Origin of the sequence: Cnuibacter physcomitrellae (assembly GCF_014640535.1) — a bacterium.
GTDB classification, from domain to species: domain Bacteria; phylum Actinomycetota; class Actinomycetes; order Actinomycetales; family Microbacteriaceae; genus Cnuibacter; species Cnuibacter physcomitrellae.
In genome coordinates this window covers 184,008-206,388 of the sequence record NZ_BMHD01000003.1, presented here as the reverse complement: position 1 = coordinate 206,388, position 22,381 = coordinate 184,008, and the positions used below count along the sequence as shown (strand labels likewise).

Here is a 22,381-nt window from a genome sequence, read left to right as displayed (position 1 = left end):
CCGCGTTGCTTCCGCGCGTCTGAACGCATCTTCACGAACCGGGGCCGTATTTCGGAGAAACGTCCACGGTGTGATTCCTAGCGTGAGGCTATCCCCCCAGAAAGGAGAGTTTATGAAAACCCGGATGCGACTGACCATCGGATCTCTGTCCGCTGCTGCCGTGCTCGCGGCCGCCGGTCTGGCGATCGCGGTCCCAGCCCAGGCCGACCCGACCCCCGCCCCCAGCAGCACCAGCTCGGTGGTGGAGGACGGCACCGCCGATGGTGAGACCGCCGACGACCAGAACGGGATCGAAGACGGCACCGCCGATGGTGAGACCGCCGACGACCCGACCGGCGTGGACAACGGCGTCGAGGACGGCACCGCCGACGGTGAGACCGCCGACGACGTCACCCCGGCTCCGACGACCCCGGCCGGACAGTAACCGTTACGAGCGGCAAGGAGGGGTGGGCTGCTCACGGGCGGCCCACCCCTTTCACATTCCACGAGCTGCCCTCCGCCGATTGCGGCCAGAGTCGATGACGACCAAGACCGCCAGGGCGACGAGGGCGAGAAGACCGACCGTGAGCTTCGCTGCCGCTGCCCCGCCGGCAGCGATCGCGATCAACTCCGCGACTGCACCCGCCAGCGGTATTACCCCGACGAAGGCCCACCAGAAGGCTGCTGACGCAGGGACACGGAAGAAGCTGTAGGCGATCACGGACAGAGCAACGACCGCTGCGAAGACGATCGAGGACGACAGCGACCCCAGATGCGCAGTGACGCTCAGCAGCTGCCTCATCCCGGTGCCGAGCACGAGTGCCGCGAACACCACGACCCAGTAGACGCTCTCCTGCCGCACCGTCCGAACCTCAAGGGCACTCGAGGGCCTCTCGAACAAGAGCCAGGCGATCAGACCAAGCAGGAGCAGCCCTCCCCCGAGGCTCGCCGCCAGTGCGGGACCGAGACTGTTCGCTACCGATGCCCCGACAAGGCTCGTCATGACGACCGTGATCCAGTACGGGACTGGACGATACCGGCGCAGCATGATCTGGAAGACGACCATGGCGATGAGCGTCAACGTACCGCCCGCCACCAGAAAGAGACGCACCATCGGCGACGGAGCGGGTTCGGCGGCGATCCCCGCCACAGCCGAGAGCACGACCATCGCCCAGAAGAGCGTGTCCACAGCCGGGATCTTCCTGGCCTTCGGGCCGACTGTCTGAGGCGTGTTCGGCGATGCTGTATGCGGGTTCATCATGACGGGAAGACTCACAGCTACCCCTTGGCGCGGGCCGCTAAGCCGGCCGACACGGTCTGAGACTTCTCACACCGGATCCTTCGCGCGCCGGTCTCGTCGCCGCTCCCTGATGATCGCGATGGCGATCGGGACGACCGACACGACGACGATCCCGATCGCGATCAGCTCCACGTTGTCGGCGATGATCGGGATCTGGCCGAGGAAGTAGCCGGCGATGCCCAACAACACCGCCCAGAGCACCCCGCCGATCGCGTTCCACAGGATGAAACGGCCGTAATGCATGCGGGAAGCGCCCACCACAGGTGGGATGAACGTCCGCACGATCGGCACGAATCGGGCGAGCACGAGTGCATGCGGGCCGTACTTGACGAAGAACTCGTCGGCGCGCTCCAGATAGCGCAGCTTCAGTATGCGCGCGTCGGCTTTGAATAGCTTGCGCCCGAATCTATGGCCGATCCAGTAACCCATCGAGTCGCCGACGACTGCGGCGATCGCCACCGTGACGATGACCGCCCACAGCGGGAGCCCGAGTTGAGTGCTGAGCAGACCCGCCGTGAAGATTAGGGAGTCGCCGGGTAGGAACGGGAAGAGCAGACCCGTCTCGATGAAGATCATCGCAGCCACGACCGCCAATGCCCACGGGCCGGCGCCCACGAGAAGGCCGGATGGATCTAAGAACCCGCCGCTTTGTAACATCACTCACCCCTCTCGCCTCCGACGCTACGTCGCGCGCCACCGCTCAGCTTGAGCAGCCGCCCAGACGCCTGAGAACACTCTCAGAACCAAGGGGCCCGAATCCCGCCCACGTCCGACTGGCGCTCCGTACGGTGGACACGATATGGAGGAGACGCGGTGACGACATCCGAACGGACGATGCTGGACAAAGTGCCGCAGATCACGGCGTTGTTCTGGATTGCGAAGGTGCTCACCACCGGGATGGGTGAGACCGCATCCGACTTCCTCGTCACCACTATCGACCCTGTCATCGCGGTGGTCCTGGCATTCCTGGTCCTCGTGGCCTTGCTCGCCCTGCAGCTCACTCGCACCCGCTACATTCCCTGGCTCTACTGGGCCACAGTGGCCATGGTCAGCGTGTTCGGAACGATGGCCGCCGACGTCATCCATGTCGAATTCGGTATCCCCTACACCGTGTCCACTGCGGCATTCGCCGCCGCCCTCGCCGCGATCTTCCTCCTGTGGTGGGCCACCGAACGCGACCTGTCGATCCACTCCATCAACACCAGCCGCCGCGAGATTTTCTACTGGGTGACCGTGCTCACCACCTTCGCGCTCGGAACAGCTGTCGGTGACTGGACGGCCACCGTCCTGAACCTCGGCTACTTCGCCTCTGGCCTGCTTTTCCTGGCATGCATCGCCGTCCCCACCGTGGCTTACTACTTCTTCTCCGCCAACCGAGTCATCACCTTCTGGGCCGCCTACGTCCTCACCCGCCCACTCGGAGCCTCTCTCGCCGACTGGCTCGGCGTAGACACCAGCAGGGGCGGAGTAGGACTCGGCACAGGACCGATCACCCTCGTCCTGCTGGCCGGCATCGCTGCCTGCGTGACGGTCATGACCATCCGACGCGACACTCACAGCGTGGCGGCCGCACCCGCCTGACGGCCGCGTGGTCACCGGCCCACACCGGTGGCCACTTACAGTCCTCGACGCAGTCGAGGGAGGTCCCAGACTGACTCACCTCCATTCAGTCTGGGGCCTCAGCCTGCCTTAGCAAGGCGCTCGAGTTCACCCGCAGTGCGACGACAACGCGCGGATCCCCTGCGCTCGGACGGGTGGACTACTGGGCTCGGGGTGAGGCGGGGGGGGGGGGGGGGCTGTGCCACCCCGGCTCTGACCTTCGCTCTCTCGACCGCTCGATAAACGGTCGCAGGACCAACGCCATATCGCGACGCCAACTCGCTGACCGTGAAGTCGCCCGAATGGAACTCGGCCACCAGATGCCCTTTAGCTGCGGGCGACAGCTTCGGCTTCTTCCCGCGCAGTCGGCCCTTTGCCTTCGCAACCTTCATTCCTTCGCGCGTTCGCGCACGGATCAGGTCCGCCTCAAACTCAGCAACCATGGCGAGTGCGTTGAACAACAGCCGGCCGGTCGGATCGCTCGGGTCGTGGACGCTCTCACCAATCCGAAGCTTGACACCCTTGCCCGTGAGCTAATCGACGAGATCACGGGCATCGGGAACGGACCGGGCAAGGCGATCAAGCTTGGTAACCATCAGTGTGTCGCCGGAACGGCACGCGGCCATCGCCTCGCGAAGCGCCGGCCGATCGCGGCTGGTGCCGGTAAGGCCCTGATCGACGTAGACGTGCTGCGCTCCAGACGCAATCAGGGCGTCGCGTTGCGCGGTCGCATCCTGCTTATCAGTCGAGACGCGGGCATAGCCGATGATGAGGTAAGCCACTCCCCCACTCTCTCACTCAGGCCCCGATCACCGGAATGCCTATCGGAGGGGTTTTACGAGAGACGCTGCCACGCAGTTTCGACATCGCTCCAGGACGCTCCGGTGAACGATCCCCATACGAGCGATGGAGGCGTCTGGGCCTGCGTCTCCAATCGCGCCGGTCAATCCAAGATCCCCTGCTGCTCTTCAGGACCGAAACGAACCTCCTAGTCGGTGTCGCCGGTCGAGGCGGGCCGCTCATGTCTTCCTGCCAGACCGCGGTGGCTCCGCTGTGTCCGATCAAGACGGCCTGCACGGTGGTGCCTGTCGAGGCGATGAGCGCGAGCACGATGAGGACAATTGGCACCCAGCGCGGGCCGGCGCGACGGGACACCGGCGCGCCGTACGTGTCGGCCGGAGCGAGGGCGGTGCGCTTCTCACGGATCGTCCACGCGAGCAGGAGGCCGGCGACGAGGACGAGCCCGACGACCCAGGGAAGCAGGCCGTCGGCGAGTTGGGCGTGGCGTTCGATCAGGTCGTTCTCGCCGACCCTACCCTCCAGGCTCTCCCCTGACTCCTTCGAGATGGGTACGAGCACTAGCGCCACGAGGGTGACCGCCGCGGGTAGGTAGCCTGCCCACCGGCGCGCACGAGGCCACAGAGCAGTCAGCAGGACGAGGGCCGCGGCGAGGGGCACGATCACCTCGGTGGCGTGCACGATGAACGGATGGAGGGGCAGGCCGAAGAACGTGTCGAACATCTAGCTCCAATGCGGGAATGGCCCCTGTCCAGTCGTCAGGGGAGCCCAGGTGGAACACCCGGGCGGGCTGCCCCAAGAGCAACCGTCCGGTGCCATGCTCACGAGCATTTCTTCCAGGATTCTTAGACGGCACCTGAGGTGTGGCTACGCTTGCTGGCGCGAGGCGGGGCGCGGTTCCTACGGTGTGAGCATGCAGAAACGCCTCGATGGGTCGCATACCGATGAACCCCACCGTGAGGGGCTCGCGCAGCGGCTCAACTGGCTTCGCGCCGGCGTACTGGGAGCCAACGACGGGATCGTGTCCGTCGCAGCCGTCGTCGTCGGTGTGGCCGGAGCGACGCCCGCGGTTTCCGCGATCGTGACCGCCGGGCTCGCAGCTCTGGTCGGGGGTGCCATCTCGATGGCGCTGGGCGAATACGTGTCGGTCAGCAGTCAGCGCGACAGCGAACGCGCGCTCATCGCCAAGGAGAAGCGTGAGGTGGCCGACATGCCCGAGCAGGAGCTGGAAGAACTCGCCGGTCTCTACCGGGCGAAAGGGCTCAGTGAGGAGACGGCCCGGCGGGTGGCGGAAGAGCTGACCGCTCACGACGCTCTCGCCGCTCACCTCTCGGCCGAGCTGGGCATCGACCAGGAGGACGTGGTGAGTCCCTGGCATGCCGCGCTGGCCTCGGCCGTGGCGTTCACTCTTGGCGCGATCCTCCCGATGCTCACCATCGTCTTCCTGCCCGAGGGGCTTCGCATCCCTGTCACCTTCGCTGTCGTGCTCGTGGCTCTGGCGGTGACCGGATATGTGGCGGCGTGGATCGGCGGCAGCTCTCGCGGCCGGGCCGCGCTCCGCGTCGTCGTCGGTGGTCTCCTCGCGTTGCTGGCGACTTTCGCTATCGGGACGCTGCTGGGCACGACCGTGGTGTGACCGTCGGGTTCTAGACTCACGCCATGTCCGAGGGAGCGCGCATCCTGGTCGTCGAGGACGACCGGTCGCTCTCCGCGATGCTCGAGGAGCTGTTCGTCGACGAGGGCTATCGCGTCACGACCGCCCGTGACGGGCAGCAGGCGCTCCATCTGGCGCTGACCGAGGGCTTCGATGTCGTCGTGCTCGATCGCGGCCTGCCGATACTGGAGGGCTTGGACGTGCTGTCCCGCTGGCGCAGGTCGGGGGTGGGTGTGCCGGTGCTGGTGCTCTCTGCGCTGGGGAACCCGGCCGATCGGGTCGAGGGGTTGGACCGTGGTGCGGAGGACTACCTGACGAAGCCTTTCGACATCGATGAGTTGCTGGCTCGGGTGCGGGCGCTGTTGCGCCGCCACGAGACCACCGCGGCCACGCTCGCTCTGCCGGGCGGCTCACATTTCCGTCCGTCGCTGAGGCAGGTCATCCGGCCGTCGGGTGGGAGCGTGACGCTCTCCGAGCGTGAGTCGGCTCTTCTGGAGGTGTTGGCGCGGGACCGGAATCAGGTGTTTGAGCGGTCCACGCTGCTGCGGCTTGCGTTCCCGGTCGCGGAGGAGCTCGGGGTCGTCGACACGTATGTGCATTACCTGCGTCGCAAGCTCGGCCGGGACGTCATCGACACCGTCCGCGGCATCGGCTACCGGCTCGGTGGATCGTGACCGCCGAGGACGCCGCTCTTCGCCGAACCGCGCGACGGCTCGCGCTGCAGTTCGCGGCCGTCATCGCCATGATCATCGCCCTGGTCGGGATCATCGCCTACGGTCTCGTGTCCGTCTCGGTCGCGGAAGCCATCGACCGTTCCCTCTCCATCAGTGGACAGGATCTCCGAGGGGATGAAGCCCCCGCCGACACGTGGGTGATCACGGTCCGGGACGGACGCACCGAGTCCTCCAAGACACTGCCAGCAGGCCTGCCCGACACGACAGCGCTGAACGAGGCGCGCTCTGCAGCCGGCCCGGTGGACACGACCGTCTCCGCGGACGGGCACAGTTATGCGGTGCGGACCCGGGTCGACGGTGACATCCTCGTCCAGGTCGCGATCGACCAACGCGAATCTGACGAGGAGTTGACGCGGCTGGCCTGGTCGCTCGTCGGCGCCGGGGCGGTCGGCGTGGCGGTCGCGGCCCTGGGCGGCTACCTCCTCTCCTCGCGGGCGATGCGGCCTCTGACCGAGGCGCTGGCCAGACAGCGCCGCTTCGTCGCCGACGCCAGCCACGAACTCCGCACCCCGTTGACCCTGCTCAGCACCCGGGTGCAGCTGCTCCGACGCCGCATCAACACCGACGCCTCCCCCGACCGCCTGCACGCCGAAGCGGACGCTGTCGTGGCGGACACCGCAGCGCTGACCTCGATCCTCGAAGACCTCCTCATCGCCGCCGACGACAGACCCGCCGCCGTCTCCGCTGTCGACGTTGCCGCGATCGCCGGCGAGGTCGTGACCGCAGCACGCGCGGAAGCAGACGCCGCCGGCATCGCGCTCACGCTCGACGCCCCGGAATCCGTTCACGTGGCGGCAGGAGAAGCGCCCCTGCGGCGGGTCCTGTTCTCCCTCATCGCCAACGCCCTCGACCACGCACGGTCCTCCGTCACTGTGATCATCACGGAGGAGGCTCGCACCGTCCGGATCAGGGTCGCCGACGACGGACAGGGGTTTCGTGACGGCGATCGACCCTTCGAACGATTCGCGTCCAACCGCTCCCCCGGGACAGGTCCGGCCCACTACGGGCTCGGGCTGGCCCTGGTCGCTGACGTGATCAGCCGTTACGGCGGCTCTGTCCGGGTCGTGACCGAGCTCCCGGGAGGGGTGGTGGAGGCAAGCCTGCCCCGTCCCTGACCAGCTGAATGCTGGTTGGAAGAATCGTGGAAGAAACGGCCCCGATGCTGGTCTCAACCCCTACGGGAGGAGACCACCGTGAACGCACGAGACCGAGGCCGCCGCACCGCCCGAACCCTGACCGGTCTGCTCGCCGCCTCCACCATCATCGGAACCGGCGTCGGCGCCGCTGCGCTCTGGCACAACACAGAGGAAGCCAAAGCCACCACCGCCGAGCTGACCCCCACCCAAGACAGCACCACCCAGTCCCCTACCGCCACCACGCCCACCCCGTCGAGCACACCGCAGACGAGTGGGGGCGGATCGTCGTCATCGACGGGTGGATCGGGTTCATCCACGCAGGGTTCCAGCGGCCTGGTCGCCCCCTCGCGCGGAGGTTCCAGCCACGCCACGACCAAAGGCTCCTGACATGGACCCGACCGCGACCGCCCGATGGCGGGCCTGGAGCACCGACGTCGAAGTCACCGTCACTGCGCCCGCTCTGCTCGAGGACGCGACTCGTCTCTGCCGCGCCGTCATGGACTCCGTCGACGCCGCCTGCAGCAGGTACCGGCCCGACTCCGAACTCTCCCGCTTCACTCGATCCGGATCGGCGACCACGCCCGTCTCCCGGCAACTGGCCGACCTGCTCAGCGATGCCCTCGCCGCGGCCGACATGACCGGGGGACTGGTCGACCCGACCCTGGGCTACCGACTCTCCCAGCTCGACGGACCGTCGCTGGGCGTCTCGGCCGCCCTGGCCAGGCCCGTCCGACGGACCGACATCACCCTCGAGAACGGGATCCTGACCGCACCGCCGGGCACCGCGTTCGATCTCGGCGCGATCGGCAAGGCCTCCGCCAGCGAGCGGGCCGTCGCCGCTATCGCCGCCCACCTCGGACCCGGCGTGGGCGTTCTGGTCGGAATCGGGGGCGACATCGCCTCCACGATCGAGCACCCGGACGGCGGATGGCAGGTCCTCGTGCAGGATAAGCCGGGAGACCCTGCCGACCAGGTCGCCCTCACTGTGGGAGCCGCTCTGGCTACCTCCAGCACTCAGCATCGCCGTTACCGTGTCGGCGCGGACCTCGTCAGCCACATCCTCGACCCGCGCTCCCTCCAGCCCGTGCAGAGTCCGTGGCGCACCGTGACCTGCGCCGCGGTCAGCTGTGTCGAGGCCAACGCCTACTCCACCGCCGCTGTGATCCTGGGTCACGAAGCGGTGCCCTGGCTGGCTGCCCGTTACGTACCGGCCCGCCTCGTCGACCAGCACTACCGTGTCACCACCACCGAAGGGTGGCCGACCCAGATCGAGGTCGCTCATGTCTGAGCTGCTGTGGGCGATCGGCCGGGTCAGCGGCATCGTGTCGCTCGGCCTGTTCACCGCGTCCGTTCTGCTCGGGATCCTCACCCGAGCCGGGCGGCCCCTGCCCGGGCTGCCGCGCTTCGGGATCGTGCTCATACACCGAAACGTCTCCCTCCTGGCCTCGGTGTTCCTGATCCTGCATGTGGCGACCCTGCTCGGCGACAGCTACGCCCAGCTCTCGCTCGTCGACGTCGTTGTGCCCTTCCTGGGCTCGTACCAGCCGTTCTGGCAGGGACTCGGGACGGTCGCCTTCGACCTGGTCGTTGCGGTCGTGATCACGGCGCTGCTCCGCCACCGACTCCCCGTGCGCGTGTTCCGGCTGGTGCACTGGAGCGTCTACCTGATGTGGCCCGTCGCGGTCCTGCACTCGATCGGCAACGGCACCGACAGCACCAGCGCCTGGTTCGACATCCTGGCCGCGTCCGCGGCGACCGCCGTCGCCGCGGCGACCACCTGGCGGATCGCATCCACCCTATTCCGCACGACACCCCTGGAAAAGGCGGCACAAGCACAGAGGACGACTCGATGACCCTCACCACCCCACTCCCCAGCGTCGCGCCATCTCCCGCGATGCCCGCCCGGCTGTTCGCCGCAGGACCTCACGCCGACGCCACCCTCCACGCCGCCCGCTTCGGCCCTCTCCCCGCCACGACCGGGCTCGTAGCGACGCTCCGTGACTCCGGGCTCACCGGCCGCGGCGGCGGAGCATTCCCGGTCGCCGCGAAGATCGATGCGCTCACGGGCCCCCCGGCCACCATCATCGGCAACGGCTCCGAGGGCGAACCGCTGAGCCGGAAGGATGCCACCCTCCTCCACCACGCCCCCCACCTCGTCATCGACGGGCTGCTGCTACTCGCAGCAGCTCTCAACCCCAAGGCCCGGCTGGTGATCGTTGCGCGCCCTGACGGAGTCGACTCGGTCCGCCATGCACTCCGCGAACGCGCAGACGGTCGTGACATCGAGGTGCGCGTAGCCGAGGACCGCTTCGTGTCAGGCGAGGCCACAGCCGTGGTCGCCGGCCTCGCCGGAGCCCCTGCACTACCGAAGGACCACCCGCTGCACCTCACCCAACGAGGAGTCGGACGCCGGCCCACTCTGCTGTTCAACGTCGAGACCCTCGCCCACGTCGCCCTCATCGGCCGCTACGGGGCCGGGTGGTTCCGCAGCCTGGGAACACCCGAGGACCCGGGCACCCGACTGCTGAGCATAAACGGCGACGGGATCGGCGAACATGTCCTCGAAGTCCCCGGAGGCACCCGCATCATCGACGCTCTCACCGCAGTCGGCGCCAATCCCGATGCCGTTCAGGCGGTGCTCGTCGGAGGATTCCATGGTCGCTGGGTTCCCGCGCGACACCTGACCCGATCACTCACCCCCCGACCCGCCCCAGACGCGGACGGGGCGCCCGTCGGAGCCGGGGTCATCCTCGCTATCGGTGTCGAGACGTGTGGACTGACAGTGACCGGGTCCATCCTTGAATACCTCGCGGCCGAGAGCGCGGGGCAATGCGGCCCGTGCGTGCTCGGACTCCCCCGCCTTGCCACCCGATACGCCGAGCACGCATCCGGCCAAGAAGTCGACGCGAGCCGCGTCTGGCAGCTCATCGAGACACTCCCCGGCCGCGGAGCCTGCCACCACCCCGACGGCACCGCCGCCCTGGCACGGTCGGCCCTGACGGTGTTCACCGCGGAACTCGATCGCCACCGCGCCGGAACCTGCTGCGAAGGGCCCCACCGATGACCCGACCAACACCGTCGCCCACGCTTCACATCGACTGGACACGCTGCCAGGCCCGGGGAGCATGCCTAGAACTGCTCCCCGATCTGCTCCACCCCGACGAAGACGGATACCCGCTGCCCGCGGCTCCAGCCAGACAGCGGACAAACATCCCTCTACGCGCCGCGCAACTACCCGCGGCTCAGGACGCCGTCGCGCTCTGCCCCCGACTCGCACTCACCCTGCGCAGGGAGAAATGATCCCCGCTCCCGCACGCAGCGCTGCGGCGCGGAACGTGACCCTGCAGCCCCTCCGCGCAGCCGCCCCAGGTCCTCGGCGTCGCGGCGCATATGACATAACGGAGGTTATCAGCCGGATTTCTGAGTGCCTGCTGAGTGGTGAGTTTCCGCAGAAATTGACCCCGAGTGGGGCGCGGGAGTCACGGTGAATTCGTCCAGATTCCTGAGCGCCTCGTGCGCGTGTTCGGTGGCGTGTTGAGCAATTTGGGAAGCGTGGTTGAGGTCGGTCGCGTCCAGTTCGATCGTGGCTGAGCCGGTCAAGCGGTGCCCGATCCAGCGGAGCCGGACGTCACGGACGGCTCGGACGTCGGGAGTGTGTTCCAGGGCATGCTCGGCGCGGTCGATGAGGTCGGGGTCGATACCGTCCATGAGGCGGCGTCCGATCGAGCGGACCGTCCCCCACAGCAGCGCCATGATCGACACCGAGATCAGCAGGCCGATGATCGGGTCCGCGAGCGGGAACCCAAGCAGCACCCCGATCGCGCCGAGCACGACCGAGAGGGACGTGAACCCGTCCAGCCTGGCGTGCACGCCGTCCGCGACGAGCGCGGCGGAGCCGATGCGGCGGCCGACGCGAATGCGGTAGATCGCGACGGCCTCGTTTCCGAGGAACCCGATCAGTCCCGCGGCCATCAGCAGCCACGGATATTCCACCGGGCGAGGGTTTATGAATCGATCGATCGCCTGCCAGCCGGCCACGACGGCCGAAAGGGCGACGACGAAGACGATGAACATCCCCGCCAGGTCCTCCGCGCGGCCGAAGCCGAACGTGTAGCGGCGAGTCGCGACGCGGCGACCAAGCATGAACGCGATCCACAGCGGCACGGCAGTGAGCGCGTCAGCGAAGTTGTGGATCGTGTCGGCCAGCAGCGCGATCGAGCCGGTGAAAGCGACGATCACCGCCTGCAGAATCGTCGTGGCCAGCAGGATCAGAAGGCTGATCTTCAGAGCGCGCACCCCGGCCGTGCTGGCCTCCATTGCGTCATCGATCGAGTCGGCAGTGTCGTGGGTGTGCGGAACAAACAGGTCGTAGAGGAAGCCCTTCACGCCCCCGTGCGGATGATCGTGGCCATGCCCGTGATCCAGTGAGTGCTCGTGCTCGTGTTCGCCGTGCGAGTGCGAGTGCTCGTGTGCGCCGTGCGAGTGGCCGTGGTGGTGCTCGGCGTGGGGGTGGGTGCTCACGCTGAGCGTCCTTCCTCGCTCGATCCCGCCTTGTGATGAACGGTGAAGCCCACGACGTGCTCGGCCTGCTTCACTGCGTCGATCACCAGGTCCGATGCGTGCTCGTCGGTGAGCCGGTAAAACACCGTCGTCCCCTCGCGGCGCGTGGACACCATCCGTGCCAGCCGGAGCTTGGCCAGGTGCTGCGACACGGCCGCGGGGCTCTTGTCGACCACATCCGCGATGTGGTTCACCGACAACTCCCCTGCGCTGCGCAACGCCAGGATGATGCGCACCCGTGTGGCATCCGCCAGCATCCCGAATACCTCAGCCGCCAGCTCGACGTACTCGGAGTCGGGGTCAAGGCTGCTAACCTGCTTATCTACGTGCACACGCAGATAGTAGCAGGACCCACGCTCTGCGATTGGGCGAAACGTAACACTGTCGGGACCCTTTGGCAGACCTCGATCTTGTACAGCGAATGCTGTATGGTCAGCGGATGCTGACCATTGCTTCTCATCTTGCGGTCATGAACCGGCTCGGGCGGGCGATGGCCGACCCGACCCGGTCGCGGATTCTGCTGAGCCTGATCGGGCAGCCCGGCTATCCTGCCGAGTTGGCCCGGGACTTGGAGCTGACCCGATCGAACGTCTCGGATCATCTGACGTGCCTGCGTGGGTGCGGCATCGTGGCCGCGATCCCGGAGGGGCGGCAGACTCGCTACGAGATCGCGGACCCACACCTGACCCGGGCTCTGTTGGGCCTGGTCGATGTGGTGTTGGCCGTGGAGGACGGCACGGGGTGTGTGGATGAGAACTGCGACGTCCCGCTGTGCTGCGGTCCGGGAGCGAACGCGTGAGCAAGGAATGCTGCGGACCTGATGAGCCGATCTCGTTGTCGATCGGTGGGCGCAGCGCGCTGAACCTCAGCGCGCCGGGTGCCGCCACCACGACGACGCACTGTGTGCACGACAACGACGAGCACGACCACGACTCTCACGACCATGATGCCCACTCGGATGATGAGCACGAACACGGCGACGGCGAAGAGCTGTCGGTGTGGTGGAAGGACCGCCATCTCCTGGTCCCGATCGCGGCCGGACTGCTTCTGGCTGTCGGATACATCTTGGAGTGGACCGGCATCGGCCTGGCCGGCACCATCGTCCTGGCCCTAAGTCTTCTGGCCGGGGCGTCGACCTTCGTGCCCAGCGCGATCCGCCGGCTTCTCCGCCGCCGCCTCGGCGTGGGCCTGCTGATGACGATTGCCGCCATCGGCGCGGTGTTGCTCGGCCACGTAGGCGAGGCCGCGGCACTGGCGTTCTTGTTCTCCATCGCGGAAGCGCTCGAAGACCGAGCCATGGATCGTGCGCGGCATGGCCTGCGGGCGCTGCTGTCGCTCATCCCCGAGACGGCCACCATCTCCCGACTTTCGGGTCCGGTGGAGGTGCCCGCCGCCGACATCCGAGAGCTTGACATTCTCCTGGTGAGAGCCGGTGACCGCGTCGCTACCGATGGGATCGTCACGTCAGGGCGAAGCAGCATTGACGCCTCCGCCATCACGGGCGAATCCATCCCGGTCGAGGTGGGCCCCGGCGATGCTGTCCCGGCGGGAGCAATCAACGGCAGTGGAAGCCTCGAGATCGAAGCGACCGCGAACGGACGTGACAACTCGCTGACCACGATCGTGCGCCTGGTCGAGCAGGCCCAGACCCGTAAAGGCAACCGTGCACGGCTAGCAGACCGAATCGCTCGGCCTCTCGTCCCTATCGTGCTGATCGCCGCCGCCCTGGTAGCGGTGTTCGGGCTGGTCGTGGGAGACCCGGCGACCTGGACCGAACGCGCCCTGGTGGTTCTGGTCGCCGCGTCACCCTGCGCGCTGGCAATCGCCGTCCCGGTCACGGTCATCTCGGCCATCGGCGCCGCAAGCCGTTTCGGAGTCGTCATTAAGTCGGGCGAGGCGTTCGAGCAGCTCGGCGCGGTGCAGCTTGTCGCGTTCGACAAGACCGGCACCCTGACCAGAAATCGACCCGAGGTCGTGGCGATCGAGACCGGGCCCGTCGCCGGGCGGAGCCGCGTGCTGGATGTCGCGGCGGCGCTCGAGTCCCACAGCACCCACCCGCTGGCCTCCGCTGTCCTCGCCGCGCAGCCCCACCCGCCCGCAGTGACCGAGGTGACCGAACATCCCGGGCAGGGCGTCGCGGGAAGGATGGGCTCCTCGCTCGTTCGTGCGGGCAGTCCCCGATGGGTACCGCCAGGAGAGCTCGCAGAGCGGTGTGAGGCGCTTGAGGAAGACGGGATGACTGTCATCGTGGTCGAGATCGATGGCGCGCCAGCGGGTCTGTTGGGCATCCGGGATGAGCTGAAGCCGGAGGCGTCAACCGCGGTCAGCCAGCTACGCCAGCACGGGGTTTCGACCGTCCTGCTGACCGGCGATAACACCCGGACGGCGCGAGCACTAGCCGAACAGGTCGGCATCGCGGACTACCGCGCCGAGCAAATGCCCGCCGACAAAGCAACAGCGATAGAAAGCCTCCGAGTAGACCAGCGCACCGCGATGATCGGCGATGGCATCAACGACGCCCCCGCTCTCGCGGCCGCCGACGTCGGCATCGCGATGGGTGCCAGCGGCTCCGCCGCTGCGATCGAATCTGCCGACGTAGCCTTCACGGGCACGGATCTCCGCCTGATCCCGCAGGCACTCGGTCACGCCCGGCGGGGCCGCCGAATCATGACAGGCAACATCGTGTTGGCCTTGGCGATCATCATCGTGCTCTTCCCACTGGCTCTATTCGGAGTGCTCGGGCTGGCCGGTGTCGTCCTCGTTCACGAGATCGCGGAGGTTGTCGTCATCGCCAACGGACTCCGCGCAGCCCGGGGACGGGCTGTCCTGCCTTCGGACTAACCCATCCTCATCGCGCCGCATCAACCCGCGGCAGCCTGGCCACCCCGGCCCCGCAACGGAAGGCAGCTAGACACAGATGGATTGTTCAGGCACCCTTTTATAGTCTGTGTCCGATCGAGTTTATAGTCTGTGTCCGATCGAGCCAGCAGGAAGGAGACCGCAAGTGCAAGTTCGACCTGTCGGAGCTTCTCCGTTGGTCTCTCTCGCGCGGATTCTCCTGCTCGCTCTCGCGCTCCTCGGCGGATTCGCGTTTGCCGCGTCGACCACCCATGTCGCAGAGACGATAGCCGTTCCTGCGCCCGCTGCGATCGTCCAGGCGTCGAACGCGACGACATCCATCGACGCTCTGGGGAACGATGGCGCCGGTGCGATCACGACGGACGCTGCACTATTCGCGGGATGCGCGGCGATCACTCTGCTCTGTGGGCTGCTCGCGCTGCGAGCCCACCGCGTCTCGACCCAGCGTCGAGACCACACGGCCCGATCGCGCCCTCGGCCTGATGTGCATCGTGTCGGCGACCCCGGATCAGGTTTGATCCCGGCACCTCCTTCTGTCTTCATGCTCTCGACTGTCCGCAGATAGATCAGGCGTCCCAAGGCGCGTACGCGCCGAGCCGATCCCTGACCGACCGTCCGCTGTGAACTGTGCGCTGCCGCCATGCATCCGCCACAGCCGACTGCCCCGTCATCGACGGGGCCGTGATGTGAGACAAACGCGTGAACACCCCCAACACCCCCAACACCCCCTACCCCACCCGCCGACAGCGACGAGCGGCTGAGACCACCCCCACGGCGGTCGTACCCGCTCCGATGACTGGCCGTCGCGCTCTGCGGACGACAGTCGCTCCCTTGACGCGACGAGAGACACTCGCCCTTGAGCGGGCGCTCCACGCGGAACTGATCGCCGCCACAGAGAGGACCGAAACCCTCAGCGACGCCCTCGAGCTCAAGGCGCCCACCGCCCTCCTGCACCTCGCGGACGACCCCGTGCACACCCAGCCGGCGGGCGCCGATGAACCATCAAGCGTGCCCGATCTGGCCCCCATCCCAGCGAACGTGGACAGCTCACCCCCACCGCTGCCCCGGACGGCTGCCCTCCCATCCATCCGCACGCGTCGAGCAGGATGGGAAGCCGCAGCGAGCCGCCCCCGCCCCCGGCCGCGTTCGCGTTCTGCGGAGGGAAAACGGCATGGAGCCCGCGCTGCGACGGCACTCGCCTTCGCCGTCGCTCTGACCGCAATACCTGCACTGTCCGCAGCGGGGCTGCCGACAACTCACGTCGAGACGGTGGCCGCCCCTGCGGCCACGCTGACCACCCCGCAGGACTTCGCCATGGGCGAGGCAAGCTCCGCGCAGGTCGCTCGAGACGGATACAGCGTAAGCGCGCCCAAGAAACCTGCGCTTGCTGCCTCTCTACCCACAGTCGCCCGCACCGCGGATACCTTCACCAACAACCCCGACAGCGCAGTCCAGTGGCCCTTCCCCGTCGGCGTTCCCATCAGCGACGGCTTCGGACCCCGAGAATCTCCCGGCGGAATCGGCAGCACCAACCACAAGGGCGTCGACTTCACCCCCGGCCAAGGATCCCCCATCAGCGCCATCGCCGACGGGGTCGTCCGACTGGTCCAGCGCTCCGACCAAGGCGGCCTCGGCGTCTATGTCGTGATCGATCACGTCATCGACGGCCAACCGGTCAGCAGCTGGTACGGGCACATGCTCACCGGGTCACCCCTGGTCGAGGAAGGACAGGCCGTCAAAGTCGGCCAGCAGATCGGCTCGGTGGGCAACACCGGCGTCTCCACCGGCGCGCACACCCACCTCGAGGTCCACGTGAACAACACCCCCGTCGACCCTTACGCGTTCATCTCCGCACGAAATTGAAAGGCGCGTCTGCATGACCACCGCACGCCCACAGCCCCGCAGAACCTCACCAGGGCGACGACCCCGCAAGCCCTCGACGGTGATCATCGTCCTCGTCGCCATCTTCCTCGCCATCGCAACAGCACTGACGGTCATCTTCGTCAGCGTCGGCAACAGCATCGACGACCGCACACCCGCCGCCGCACCGAGCGGCGGAGTGCAGGTCACTCGAGAGAACAGTCACGTCCTCGACAGCGTCCCTGACGCCAAGGTCACTCTGGTCGAGTTCCTCGACTTCGAATGCGAGGTGTGTGGTGCGTTCTACCCGTACGTGGAGCAGCTACGTGAGCAATACGCGGGGCAGATCACGTTCGTCACCCGCTACTTCCCCATCCCCTCCCACCAGAACTCAATGAACGCCGCGGTCGCCGTCGAGGCGGCCGCCCAGCAGGGAATGTTCGAGGAGATGTACCAGAAGATGTTCCAGAACCAGAAGGCCTGGGGGGAACGACAGGACTCCCAGGCCGCCCTGTTCCGCACCTACGCCGAGGCGCTCGGTCTGGACATGGCCGCATACGACGCTGCCGTCGCTGATCCGCAGACCCAGCAACGCGTCCAGCAGGACTTCGACGACGGTGTTGCGCTCGGAGTGGAAGGCACCCCGACGTTCTTCCTCAACGGCCAGAAAATGACCATCGACAGCTTCGACGACTTCACCGCCCAGATCGATGCCGCGCTGGCCCAATAGCCGGATGGCGGTCGTGACGGGCATCACGGCCGCCATCCTCACCCTCTCCGCCTGCGCACCGGATACCCTCTCGGATCAATACCGCGCCGGCGACGACAAGGGCTATATCGCAGGAGACGGGTCCGTTCTGGAGATCGCGGAACCAGACAGAGGCGAGCCCATCACCTTCACCGGCACCCTCGACACCGGCGAGGTCGTGAGCGACGGCAGCTACCGGGGCAGGGTGCTGGTTGTGAACTTCTGGTACGCCGCCTGCGCCCCGTGCCGTCTCGAAGCCCCCGACCTAGAAGCGACCTACCAGACATACCGGGACCAGGGCGTGCAATTCCTTGGCATCAACGTCCGTGACCAGGCCGCCACCGCACGCGAGTTCGCGGCCACCTTCGGTGTCACCTACCCCTCGATCATCGACACAGACGGTGCCGCGCAACTCGCGTTCGCCGGGCAAGTCGCACCCAACGCTGTCCCCACCACCCTCGTCCTGGACAGAGAGGGACGGGTCGCGGCCCGCATCCTCGGCCGCATCCTGGACGTCTCCACCCTGGAGGCGCTCATCGATCGCGTCGTGAAAGACCCGGAATGATCCCCGACCTGGTCTTCAGCGGGCAACTCGCCATCGCGTTGCCCCTCGCGATGCTCGCGGGACTGGTGTCCTTCATCTCCCCCTGCGTGCTGCCTCTCGTGCCCGGCTACCTCGGCTACGTCAGCGGCTCGGCCGGAGCCGACCCTCGACGAGGCCGCAGTCGGGTCCTGGCTGGCGCAGCCCTGTTCGTCCTCGGGTTCGCTGCCGTGTTCATCGCCTACGGCGCCCTGTTCGGCGCCGTAGGCGCATGGCTGATCCAGTGGCAATCGGTGCTGATCCGCGTGCTCGGAGTGATCGTCATCGTGATGGGTGTCGCGTTCATCGGATTCATCCCCGGACTGCAGCGCACCGTCCGCACCCGCATCACTCCCGCGGTCGGATTAGCCGGCGCCCCGCTCCTCGGGGTCGTGTTCGGTCTGGGCTGGACTCCCTGTTTCGGACCCACCCTGGTCGCCATCTCGGCGCTGAGCATGGACAGTGGATCCGCCGGACGCGGAGCCCTGCTGGCACTGGCCTACTGCCTAGGCCTCGGCGTACCATTCCTGCTGCTCGCCGGCGGGGTGACCTGGGCAACCCGTGCCGTGGCTCGCGCACGGGCGTGGGTGCGCCCCATGAACATCGCCGGTGGGATCATGCTGATCATCCTGGGGCTACTCATGGTCACCGGGCTGTGGACCGCCGTGATCTACCAGCTCCAAGGGTGGATCGGGGCCTTCACCACACCGATCTAAGGGCTCATCGACACAAACACGAACGCGGCGAGCAGAACCAGATGCGTGATGCCCTGCAGTCGAGTGGCCCGCCCCGGAACGATCGTGAGAGCGCTGACGACCATCGTCACCGAGAACAGTACGATCTGCACCGCGCCGAGACCCAACTCCAGCGACGTCGGCAACCAGATCGACGCGACCGCGATCGAGGGAATGGTCAGACCGATCGTCGCCATCGCCGAACCCAATCCGAGATTTAAGCTGACCTGCATCCGATCACGCAGCGCCGCCCTGGACGCAGCCAGCCCCACGGCAGAAGCACCACCAAGGCGATGACCACACCGACGAACGAATTCGGGATCCCCACCGCCCGCACCCCGTCCTCGATCACCGGAGAAACGCCCTTAGCCAGCCCCACCACCGAGACCAGAGCCGCGAGCAAGAACACGACGCTGATGAGCGTCCGCCGCAACGACGGAGGAGCCGCGTGGCTCTCCGCGATGCTTCTCCCGCGGGAATCGACCGGGAGGAAGAAGTCACGGTGCCGATTAGTTTGGGTCTGAACGAAGACGCCGTACAAGACCAGGGCGACCACGGCCACGAACGCCAACTGAGCACCGCTGAACAGCCCTCCGGGCGCACTCTGCGTGAACCGAGGCAGCACCAACGTCAGCGTCGTCAACGTCGCCACCACCGCCAGAGCGGCTCCAGCGCCTTCCGCATTGAAGCGAACCAGACGGTGCCGGCCCGCGCCCAACAGCAGCGAGATCCCCACGATGCCATTACAGGTGATCATCACGGCAGCGAAAGCAGTATCCCGCGCGAGAGTCTCTGTCCCCGGCTTGCCGCCCGCCATCAAGGTGATGATCAACGCCACCTCGATCACCGTCACCGCGACAGCCAACACCAACGACCCGAACGGCTCCCCCACCCGGTGCGCGACGACCTCGGCATGATGCACAGCAGCCAGCACCGCACCCACCAGCAGAGCGCCCACGACGATCACCAGGCCCAGCGGAAGCTCCCGGCCCCAGGTCAGAAGAAGGCCGAGCAGCGCCAGCACAGGCAGCGCCAGCGTCCACAGGCGGAGGATCCGGGTCAGGGTCATCAATCACTCTCTCGATCGGCACCACCAAGATGGTTAAGCGCAATCTGTACTATGGGGGCATGGTCGAGACAAACGCGGGACAGACAGATCTTCAGCGTCGCGACAGGGCTCGCTTGCTGCTGGTCGCGGGGGTTGTCATCGCCGCGGCCATCGCGATCGATCAGGGAACGAAGCTGTGGGCGGTGTCCTCGCTCACTGGAGCCAGCCGGATTGACCTCGTGGGTGGGCTCTTCGGGCTGGAGTTGGTCTACAACTCAGGCATGTCCTTCTCTCTCGGGCAAGGCATGACGCCGGTGATCACGGCCTTCGCCGTACTCGTCTCAGCCGTGCTCCTCGTGGGAATCGTCCGAACTCGATCGCTGTGGCTCGCGGTCGGAATGGGTCTGGTCGTCGGAGGCGCGGTGGGGAACGTCATCGACCGAATCCGCCTCGAGCCGGGCTGGGGATCGGGACCCGTCATCGATTTCTTGGCATACGCGACCTGGTTCATCGGCAACGTGGCGGACATCTGGGTGTTCCTCGGCGTCGTCATCGGAGCCGGGGGATATCTCCGCGTCCGCTCCGCGCGACCGAGCTCGAGTACCGCGGGCGAGCCGATCAACTAGAAGTCGAACAGGTTTCCGAGGAAGCCCTCCCGGCGGGAACGCCCTCGACGGTCCCCGTGTCCGTCGTACTTGTCGCCATGGTGGTCCCCGCGACTTCCGTGACTGTCCCGGCGACCGTAATCGCGGGTATCCCGGCCGCGGTAGCTGATGTCATCGGAGGTTCCGTAAGAGCGATCGGCCCGGTCGATGATCTTGTCCAGCTCGCCGCGATCCAGCCAGACGCCCCGGCATTGAGGGCAGAAGTCGATCTCCACGCCGGTGCGCTCGGAGATCACTAGCTCGGTGGAGTCGATAGGGCATTTCATCAGATACGTCCTCTGCTAGGCGTGAAGGGCCTGTTCGTGTTCTTGGTGACTGACGGGTTCAAGCTGGAAGGTGGAGTGATCGATCGCGACGTTGAAGTGATCGGCGACGCACGCCTGCAGGCTGTTCAGGATCTGGGGCGCGTGACCGTCTTGGAAGCACTCGTCCCGGACCACGACGTGGGCACTGATGACGGGCAGGCCGGTCGCGACCTGGCTGGCATGCAGGTCATGTACGCCCGCGACGTGAGGCAGCTGCAAGATGTGTTCGCGGACGTCGTCGAGGTTCAAACCCGCCGGCGTGGACTCCAAGAGCACATCGATGGTCTCCTTCAGCAGCTTGAGAGTGCGCGGGATAATCAGGGCACCGATCAGCATCGCCGCGATTGCGTCGGCTTGAGTGAAGCCAGTGAGCATGATGACCACGGCGCCGACGATGACCGCAACCGATCCAAGAGCGTCGTTGAGAACCTCCAGGAACGCCGCCCTGAGGTTGAGGTTGCCCGTTCGGCTGCCCGACAGCACCAGCAGGGATGCGATGTTCGCAGCCAGCCCTATCGCGCCGAAGATGATCAGCTCGCCTGATGCGATCTCGGGCGGAGCGAATAGACGCTGAACTCCCTCGACGAAGACAAAGAGTCCCACGGCGAGCAGCACCGTCGCCTGGGCCATAGCCGCGAGGACCTCCGCTCGAGCAAAACCCCACGTCCGCTTGGAGGATGCCGGCCTACCCGCCAGGGCTGCTGCTACCAGAGCCATCGTCAGGCCCAGGAGGTCGGTGAGCATGTGCGCGGCATCGATCAGCAGCGCCAGGCTGCCGGTGATGATCGACCCGAAGACCTCCGCGACGAAGATCGTCGACGTGATGGCCAGGGCGATGGCGATCCGCTTCCGGTGGACACCGGTCGAGGAGGCATCATGCGTGTGGCTGTGACCGGACATACCGTAAAGGTACACGCAGACGTTGATAGTTAAGTGAATCCTTTATTACTTGAGAACGGATATCATTCACGTATGGAGACGTTGGTGGCCGTGAATGCACTCTCACGTTTCGGTCACGCTCTCTCGGACCCGATCCGATCGCGGATCCTCGTGGAGTTGTCGACAGGGCCGGGGTATCCCGCGGAGATGTCGGAGCTCTTGGGAGTGTCGCGACAGCGGATGTCGAACCACCTGGCGTGTCTTCGTGGCTGCGGGCTGGTCGTCATGGTGCCCGAGGGTCGCCGGGCACGGTATGAACTCGCCGATCAGCGCCTGTCTCACGCTCTTGAAGACCTGCTCGGCGTGGTGCTCTCACCCGATCCCGAGCATGTGATGCCGATCCCGGTTTAGCTCGCATTGGCGAGCTGCCCGATCCTGTCTTGCTACCCTGAGGTGCGTCGGTGGCAAGAGGAGAGGGCGGCGCACGTGTCGGTCACGCGAGCATGGACGGTGCTCGTCGCTGTGCTGCTCGCTGTCGCCGCGGTCATGGCGCTGACCTTCGGCCACGCGCGAGACTCGATGACAGAGTCCGCGGCACCAGGAGCCGCGTCGGTCGCCGCCGCCGTGACTGCCGGTGACACCCCGGTGGGTGTGACCGCGTCGTCCGTGACCCAGGCGCCGGATACCGCTCCTGTCGCTGCAGCGTGCTCAGCACTCTGCGCCTCGATGACCGGAGCCGGAGTCGTTCTCCTCGTCTTGGTAGCTCTGCTGCTGCCATCGGGAACGGCGGTGCTGGAGGCGATCGCGGCAGCACTTCCGGCGGCGGTGCGTCAGAACATCGTCCTGCGGCACGGGCCGATGGGCCACGGGCATCAGGTTTTGAGGGTCTAGACGCAGACCCGACCTGTCAGGAGCGGCGCCGACGAAGGCACGCCCTGATCCC

27 protein-coding genes and 1 pseudogene are annotated in these 22,381 nt (G+C 66.8%); 18 read left to right on the top strand and 10 right to left on the bottom strand.

Annotated features, from left to right (window positions below; all coding sequences use genetic code 11):
* Positions 1–124: 124 nt before the first annotated feature.
* Entirely contained in the window at positions 125–424 is a 300-nt protein-coding gene (locus IEX69_RS20265; RefSeq protein WP_085021738.1) for a hypothetical protein, read from the top strand.
* Between the two features lie 51 nt (positions 425–475).
* On the opposite strand, the gene IEX69_RS20260 is transcribed toward IEX69_RS20265, so the two are convergent.
* Positions 476–1,255, bottom strand: a complete 780-nt coding sequence (locus IEX69_RS20260; protein ID WP_157127511.1) for a COG4705 family protein — start codon at positions 1,253–1,255, stop codon at positions 476–478.
* Positions 1,256–1,306: 51 nt separating this feature from the next.
* Entirely contained in the window at positions 1,307–1,855 is a 549-nt protein-coding gene (locus IEX69_RS20255) for a DedA family protein (RefSeq protein WP_229756507.1), read from the bottom strand.
* Positions 1,856–2,092: 237 nt separating this feature from the next.
* Between IEX69_RS20255 and IEX69_RS20250 the strand changes: the two genes are divergently transcribed.
* Positions 2,093–2,860, top strand: coding sequence for a COG4705 family protein (locus tag IEX69_RS20250; protein ID WP_229756501.1), 768 nt, complete (start codon positions 2,093–2,095; stop codon positions 2,858–2,860).
* A gap of 98 nt (positions 2,861–2,958) precedes the next feature.
* Here IEX69_RS20250 and IEX69_RS20245 read toward each other — a convergent pair.
* Positions 2,959–3,660 (bottom strand): annotated as a pseudogene (locus IEX69_RS20245) (recombinase family protein).
* A 16-nt stretch (positions 3,661–3,676) separates the two neighbouring features.
* Positions 3,677–4,399, bottom strand: a complete 723-nt coding sequence (locus IEX69_RS20240; protein ID WP_174604623.1) for a DUF2231 domain-containing protein — start codon at positions 4,397–4,399, stop codon at positions 3,677–3,679.
* Between the two features lie 190 nt (positions 4,400–4,589).
* Here IEX69_RS20240 and IEX69_RS20235 point away from each other — a divergent pair, with 190 nt between their 5' ends.
* The 7 genes from IEX69_RS20235 (at position 4,590) to IEX69_RS20205 (ending at position 10,500) form a co-directional block, all read left to right on the top strand.
* Positions 4,590–5,312 (top strand): VIT1/CCC1 transporter family protein, encoded by a 723-nt coding sequence (locus IEX69_RS20235; protein WP_085021847.1) that lies wholly within the window; start codon positions 4,590–4,592, stop codon positions 5,310–5,312.
* Between the two features lie 23 nt (positions 5,313–5,335).
* Positions 5,336–6,004, top strand: coding sequence for a response regulator transcription factor (locus tag IEX69_RS20230; protein ID WP_174604624.1), 669 nt, complete (start codon positions 5,336–5,338; stop codon positions 6,002–6,004).
* Positions 6,001–7,179, top strand: a complete 1,179-nt coding sequence (locus tag IEX69_RS20225) for a sensor histidine kinase (RefSeq protein WP_085021740.1) — start codon at positions 6,001–6,003, stop codon at positions 7,177–7,179. The genes IEX69_RS20230 and IEX69_RS20225 overlap by 4 nt, the downstream gene beginning before the upstream one ends.
* 409 nt (positions 7,180–7,588) lie before the next feature.
* Complete coding sequence (locus IEX69_RS20220; protein ID WP_085021741.1) at positions 7,589–8,488, top strand: FAD:protein FMN transferase; 900 nt, start codon at positions 7,589–7,591, stop codon at positions 8,486–8,488.
* The gene (locus IEX69_RS20215) at positions 8,481–9,053 is read left to right on the top strand and encodes a ferric reductase-like transmembrane domain-containing protein (RefSeq protein ID WP_229756500.1); all 573 of its coding nucleotides are present in this window, start codon (positions 8,481–8,483) and stop codon (positions 9,051–9,053) included. Before IEX69_RS20220 ends, IEX69_RS20215 begins: the two co-directional genes overlap by 8 nt.
* A complete protein-coding gene (locus IEX69_RS20210) occupies positions 9,050–10,264 on the top strand; it encodes an NADH-ubiquinone oxidoreductase-F iron-sulfur binding region domain-containing protein (RefSeq protein ID WP_085021742.1) in 1,215 nt (404 codons plus the stop codon). The genes IEX69_RS20215 and IEX69_RS20210 overlap by 4 nt, the downstream gene beginning before the upstream one ends.
* Positions 10,261–10,500 (top strand): ferredoxin, encoded by a 240-nt coding sequence (locus IEX69_RS20205; RefSeq protein ID WP_085021743.1) that lies wholly within the window; start codon positions 10,261–10,263, stop codon positions 10,498–10,500. Before IEX69_RS20210 ends, IEX69_RS20205 begins: the two co-directional genes overlap by 4 nt.
* Positions 10,501–10,608: 108 nt before the next feature.
* Here the strand turns inward: IEX69_RS20205 and IEX69_RS20200 are convergent, their stop codons facing one another.
* Both IEX69_RS20200 and IEX69_RS20195 read right to left on the bottom strand, forming a co-directional pair.
* Positions 10,609–11,517: a cation diffusion facilitator family transporter gene (locus tag IEX69_RS20200; RefSeq protein WP_373284513.1), complete on the bottom strand. Its 909-nt coding sequence runs from the start codon at positions 11,515–11,517 to the stop codon at positions 10,609–10,611.
* Between the two features lie 200 nt (positions 11,518–11,717).
* Positions 11,718–12,092: an ArsR/SmtB family transcription factor gene (locus IEX69_RS20195; protein WP_157127512.1), complete on the bottom strand. Its 375-nt coding sequence runs from the start codon at positions 12,090–12,092 to the stop codon at positions 11,718–11,720.
* A gap of 107 nt (positions 12,093–12,199) precedes the next feature.
* On the opposite strand from IEX69_RS20195, the gene cmtR reads away from it, so the two are divergent.
* The 6 genes from cmtR to IEX69_RS20165 all read left to right on the top strand — a co-directional run bounded on the left by cmtR (position 12,200) and on the right by IEX69_RS20165 (position 18,523).
* Positions 12,200–12,559 (top strand): Cd(II)/Pb(II)-sensing metalloregulatory transcriptional regulator CmtR, encoded by a 360-nt coding sequence (gene cmtR / locus IEX69_RS20190; RefSeq protein ID WP_085021852.1) that lies wholly within the window; start codon positions 12,200–12,202, stop codon positions 12,557–12,559.
* Positions 12,556–14,601 (top strand): heavy metal translocating P-type ATPase, encoded by a 2,046-nt coding sequence (locus IEX69_RS20185; protein ID WP_085021851.1) that lies wholly within the window; start codon positions 12,556–12,558, stop codon positions 14,599–14,601. Before cmtR ends, IEX69_RS20185 begins: the two co-directional genes overlap by 4 nt.
* 1,287 nt (positions 14,602–15,888) lie before the next feature.
* Complete coding sequence (locus tag IEX69_RS20180; protein ID WP_174604626.1) at positions 15,889–16,482, top strand: M23 family metallopeptidase; 594 nt, start codon at positions 15,889–15,891, stop codon at positions 16,480–16,482.
* Between the two features lie 79 nt (positions 16,483–16,561).
* On the top strand, positions 16,562–17,209 hold the full coding sequence (locus IEX69_RS20175; RefSeq protein WP_229756499.1) for a DsbA family protein: 648 nt from the start codon (positions 16,562–16,564) through the stop codon (positions 17,207–17,209).
* A 4-nt stretch (positions 17,210–17,213) separates the two neighbouring features.
* On the top strand, positions 17,214–17,792 hold the full coding sequence (locus tag IEX69_RS20170) for a TlpA disulfide reductase family protein (RefSeq protein WP_229756498.1): 579 nt from the start codon (positions 17,214–17,216) through the stop codon (positions 17,790–17,792).
* The gene (locus IEX69_RS20165) at positions 17,789–18,523 is read left to right on the top strand and encodes a cytochrome c biogenesis CcdA family protein (RefSeq protein WP_085021748.1); all 735 of its coding nucleotides are present in this window, start codon (positions 17,789–17,791) and stop codon (positions 18,521–18,523) included. The genes IEX69_RS20170 and IEX69_RS20165 overlap by 4 nt, the downstream gene beginning before the upstream one ends.
* Here IEX69_RS20165 and IEX69_RS21175 read toward each other — a convergent pair.
* A complete protein-coding gene (locus IEX69_RS21175; RefSeq protein ID WP_308420524.1) occupies positions 18,520–18,774 on the bottom strand; it encodes a calcium:cation antiporter family protein in 255 nt (84 codons plus the stop codon). The genes IEX69_RS20165 and IEX69_RS21175 overlap by 4 nt on opposite strands.
* Complete coding sequence (locus tag IEX69_RS20160) at positions 18,759–19,610, bottom strand: calcium:cation antiporter (RefSeq protein WP_308420523.1); 852 nt, start codon at positions 19,608–19,610, stop codon at positions 18,759–18,761. The genes IEX69_RS21175 and IEX69_RS20160 overlap by 16 nt, the downstream gene beginning before the upstream one ends.
* A 29-nt stretch (positions 19,611–19,639) precedes the next feature.
* Between IEX69_RS20160 and IEX69_RS20155 the strand changes: the two genes are divergently transcribed.
* Positions 19,640–20,215, top strand: a complete 576-nt coding sequence (locus IEX69_RS20155) for a signal peptidase II (RefSeq protein WP_085021749.1) — start codon at positions 19,640–19,642, stop codon at positions 20,213–20,215.
* Here the strand turns inward: IEX69_RS20155 and IEX69_RS20150 are convergent.
* Positions 20,212–20,520 carry a TFIIB-type zinc ribbon-containing protein gene (locus tag IEX69_RS20150; protein ID WP_085021750.1) on the bottom strand — a complete coding sequence of 103 codons (309 nt, stop codon included), beginning with the start codon at positions 20,518–20,520 and terminating at the stop codon, positions 20,212–20,214. The genes IEX69_RS20155 and IEX69_RS20150 overlap by 4 nt on opposite strands.
* A 15-nt stretch (positions 20,521–20,535) precedes the next feature.
* Positions 20,536–21,459, bottom strand: a complete 924-nt coding sequence (locus IEX69_RS20145) for a cation diffusion facilitator family transporter (protein WP_085021853.1) — start codon at positions 21,457–21,459, stop codon at positions 20,536–20,538.
* Between the two features lie 72 nt (positions 21,460–21,531).
* Between IEX69_RS20145 and IEX69_RS20140 the strand changes: the two genes are divergently transcribed.
* Entirely contained in the window at positions 21,532–21,849 is a 318-nt protein-coding gene (locus IEX69_RS20140) for an ArsR/SmtB family transcription factor (protein WP_085021751.1), read from the top strand.
* A 99-nt stretch (positions 21,850–21,948) separates the two neighbouring features.
* Entirely contained in the window at positions 21,949–22,329 is a 381-nt protein-coding gene (locus tag IEX69_RS20135; protein WP_157127513.1) for a hypothetical protein, read from the top strand.
* Positions 22,330–22,381 lie beyond the last annotated feature (52 nt).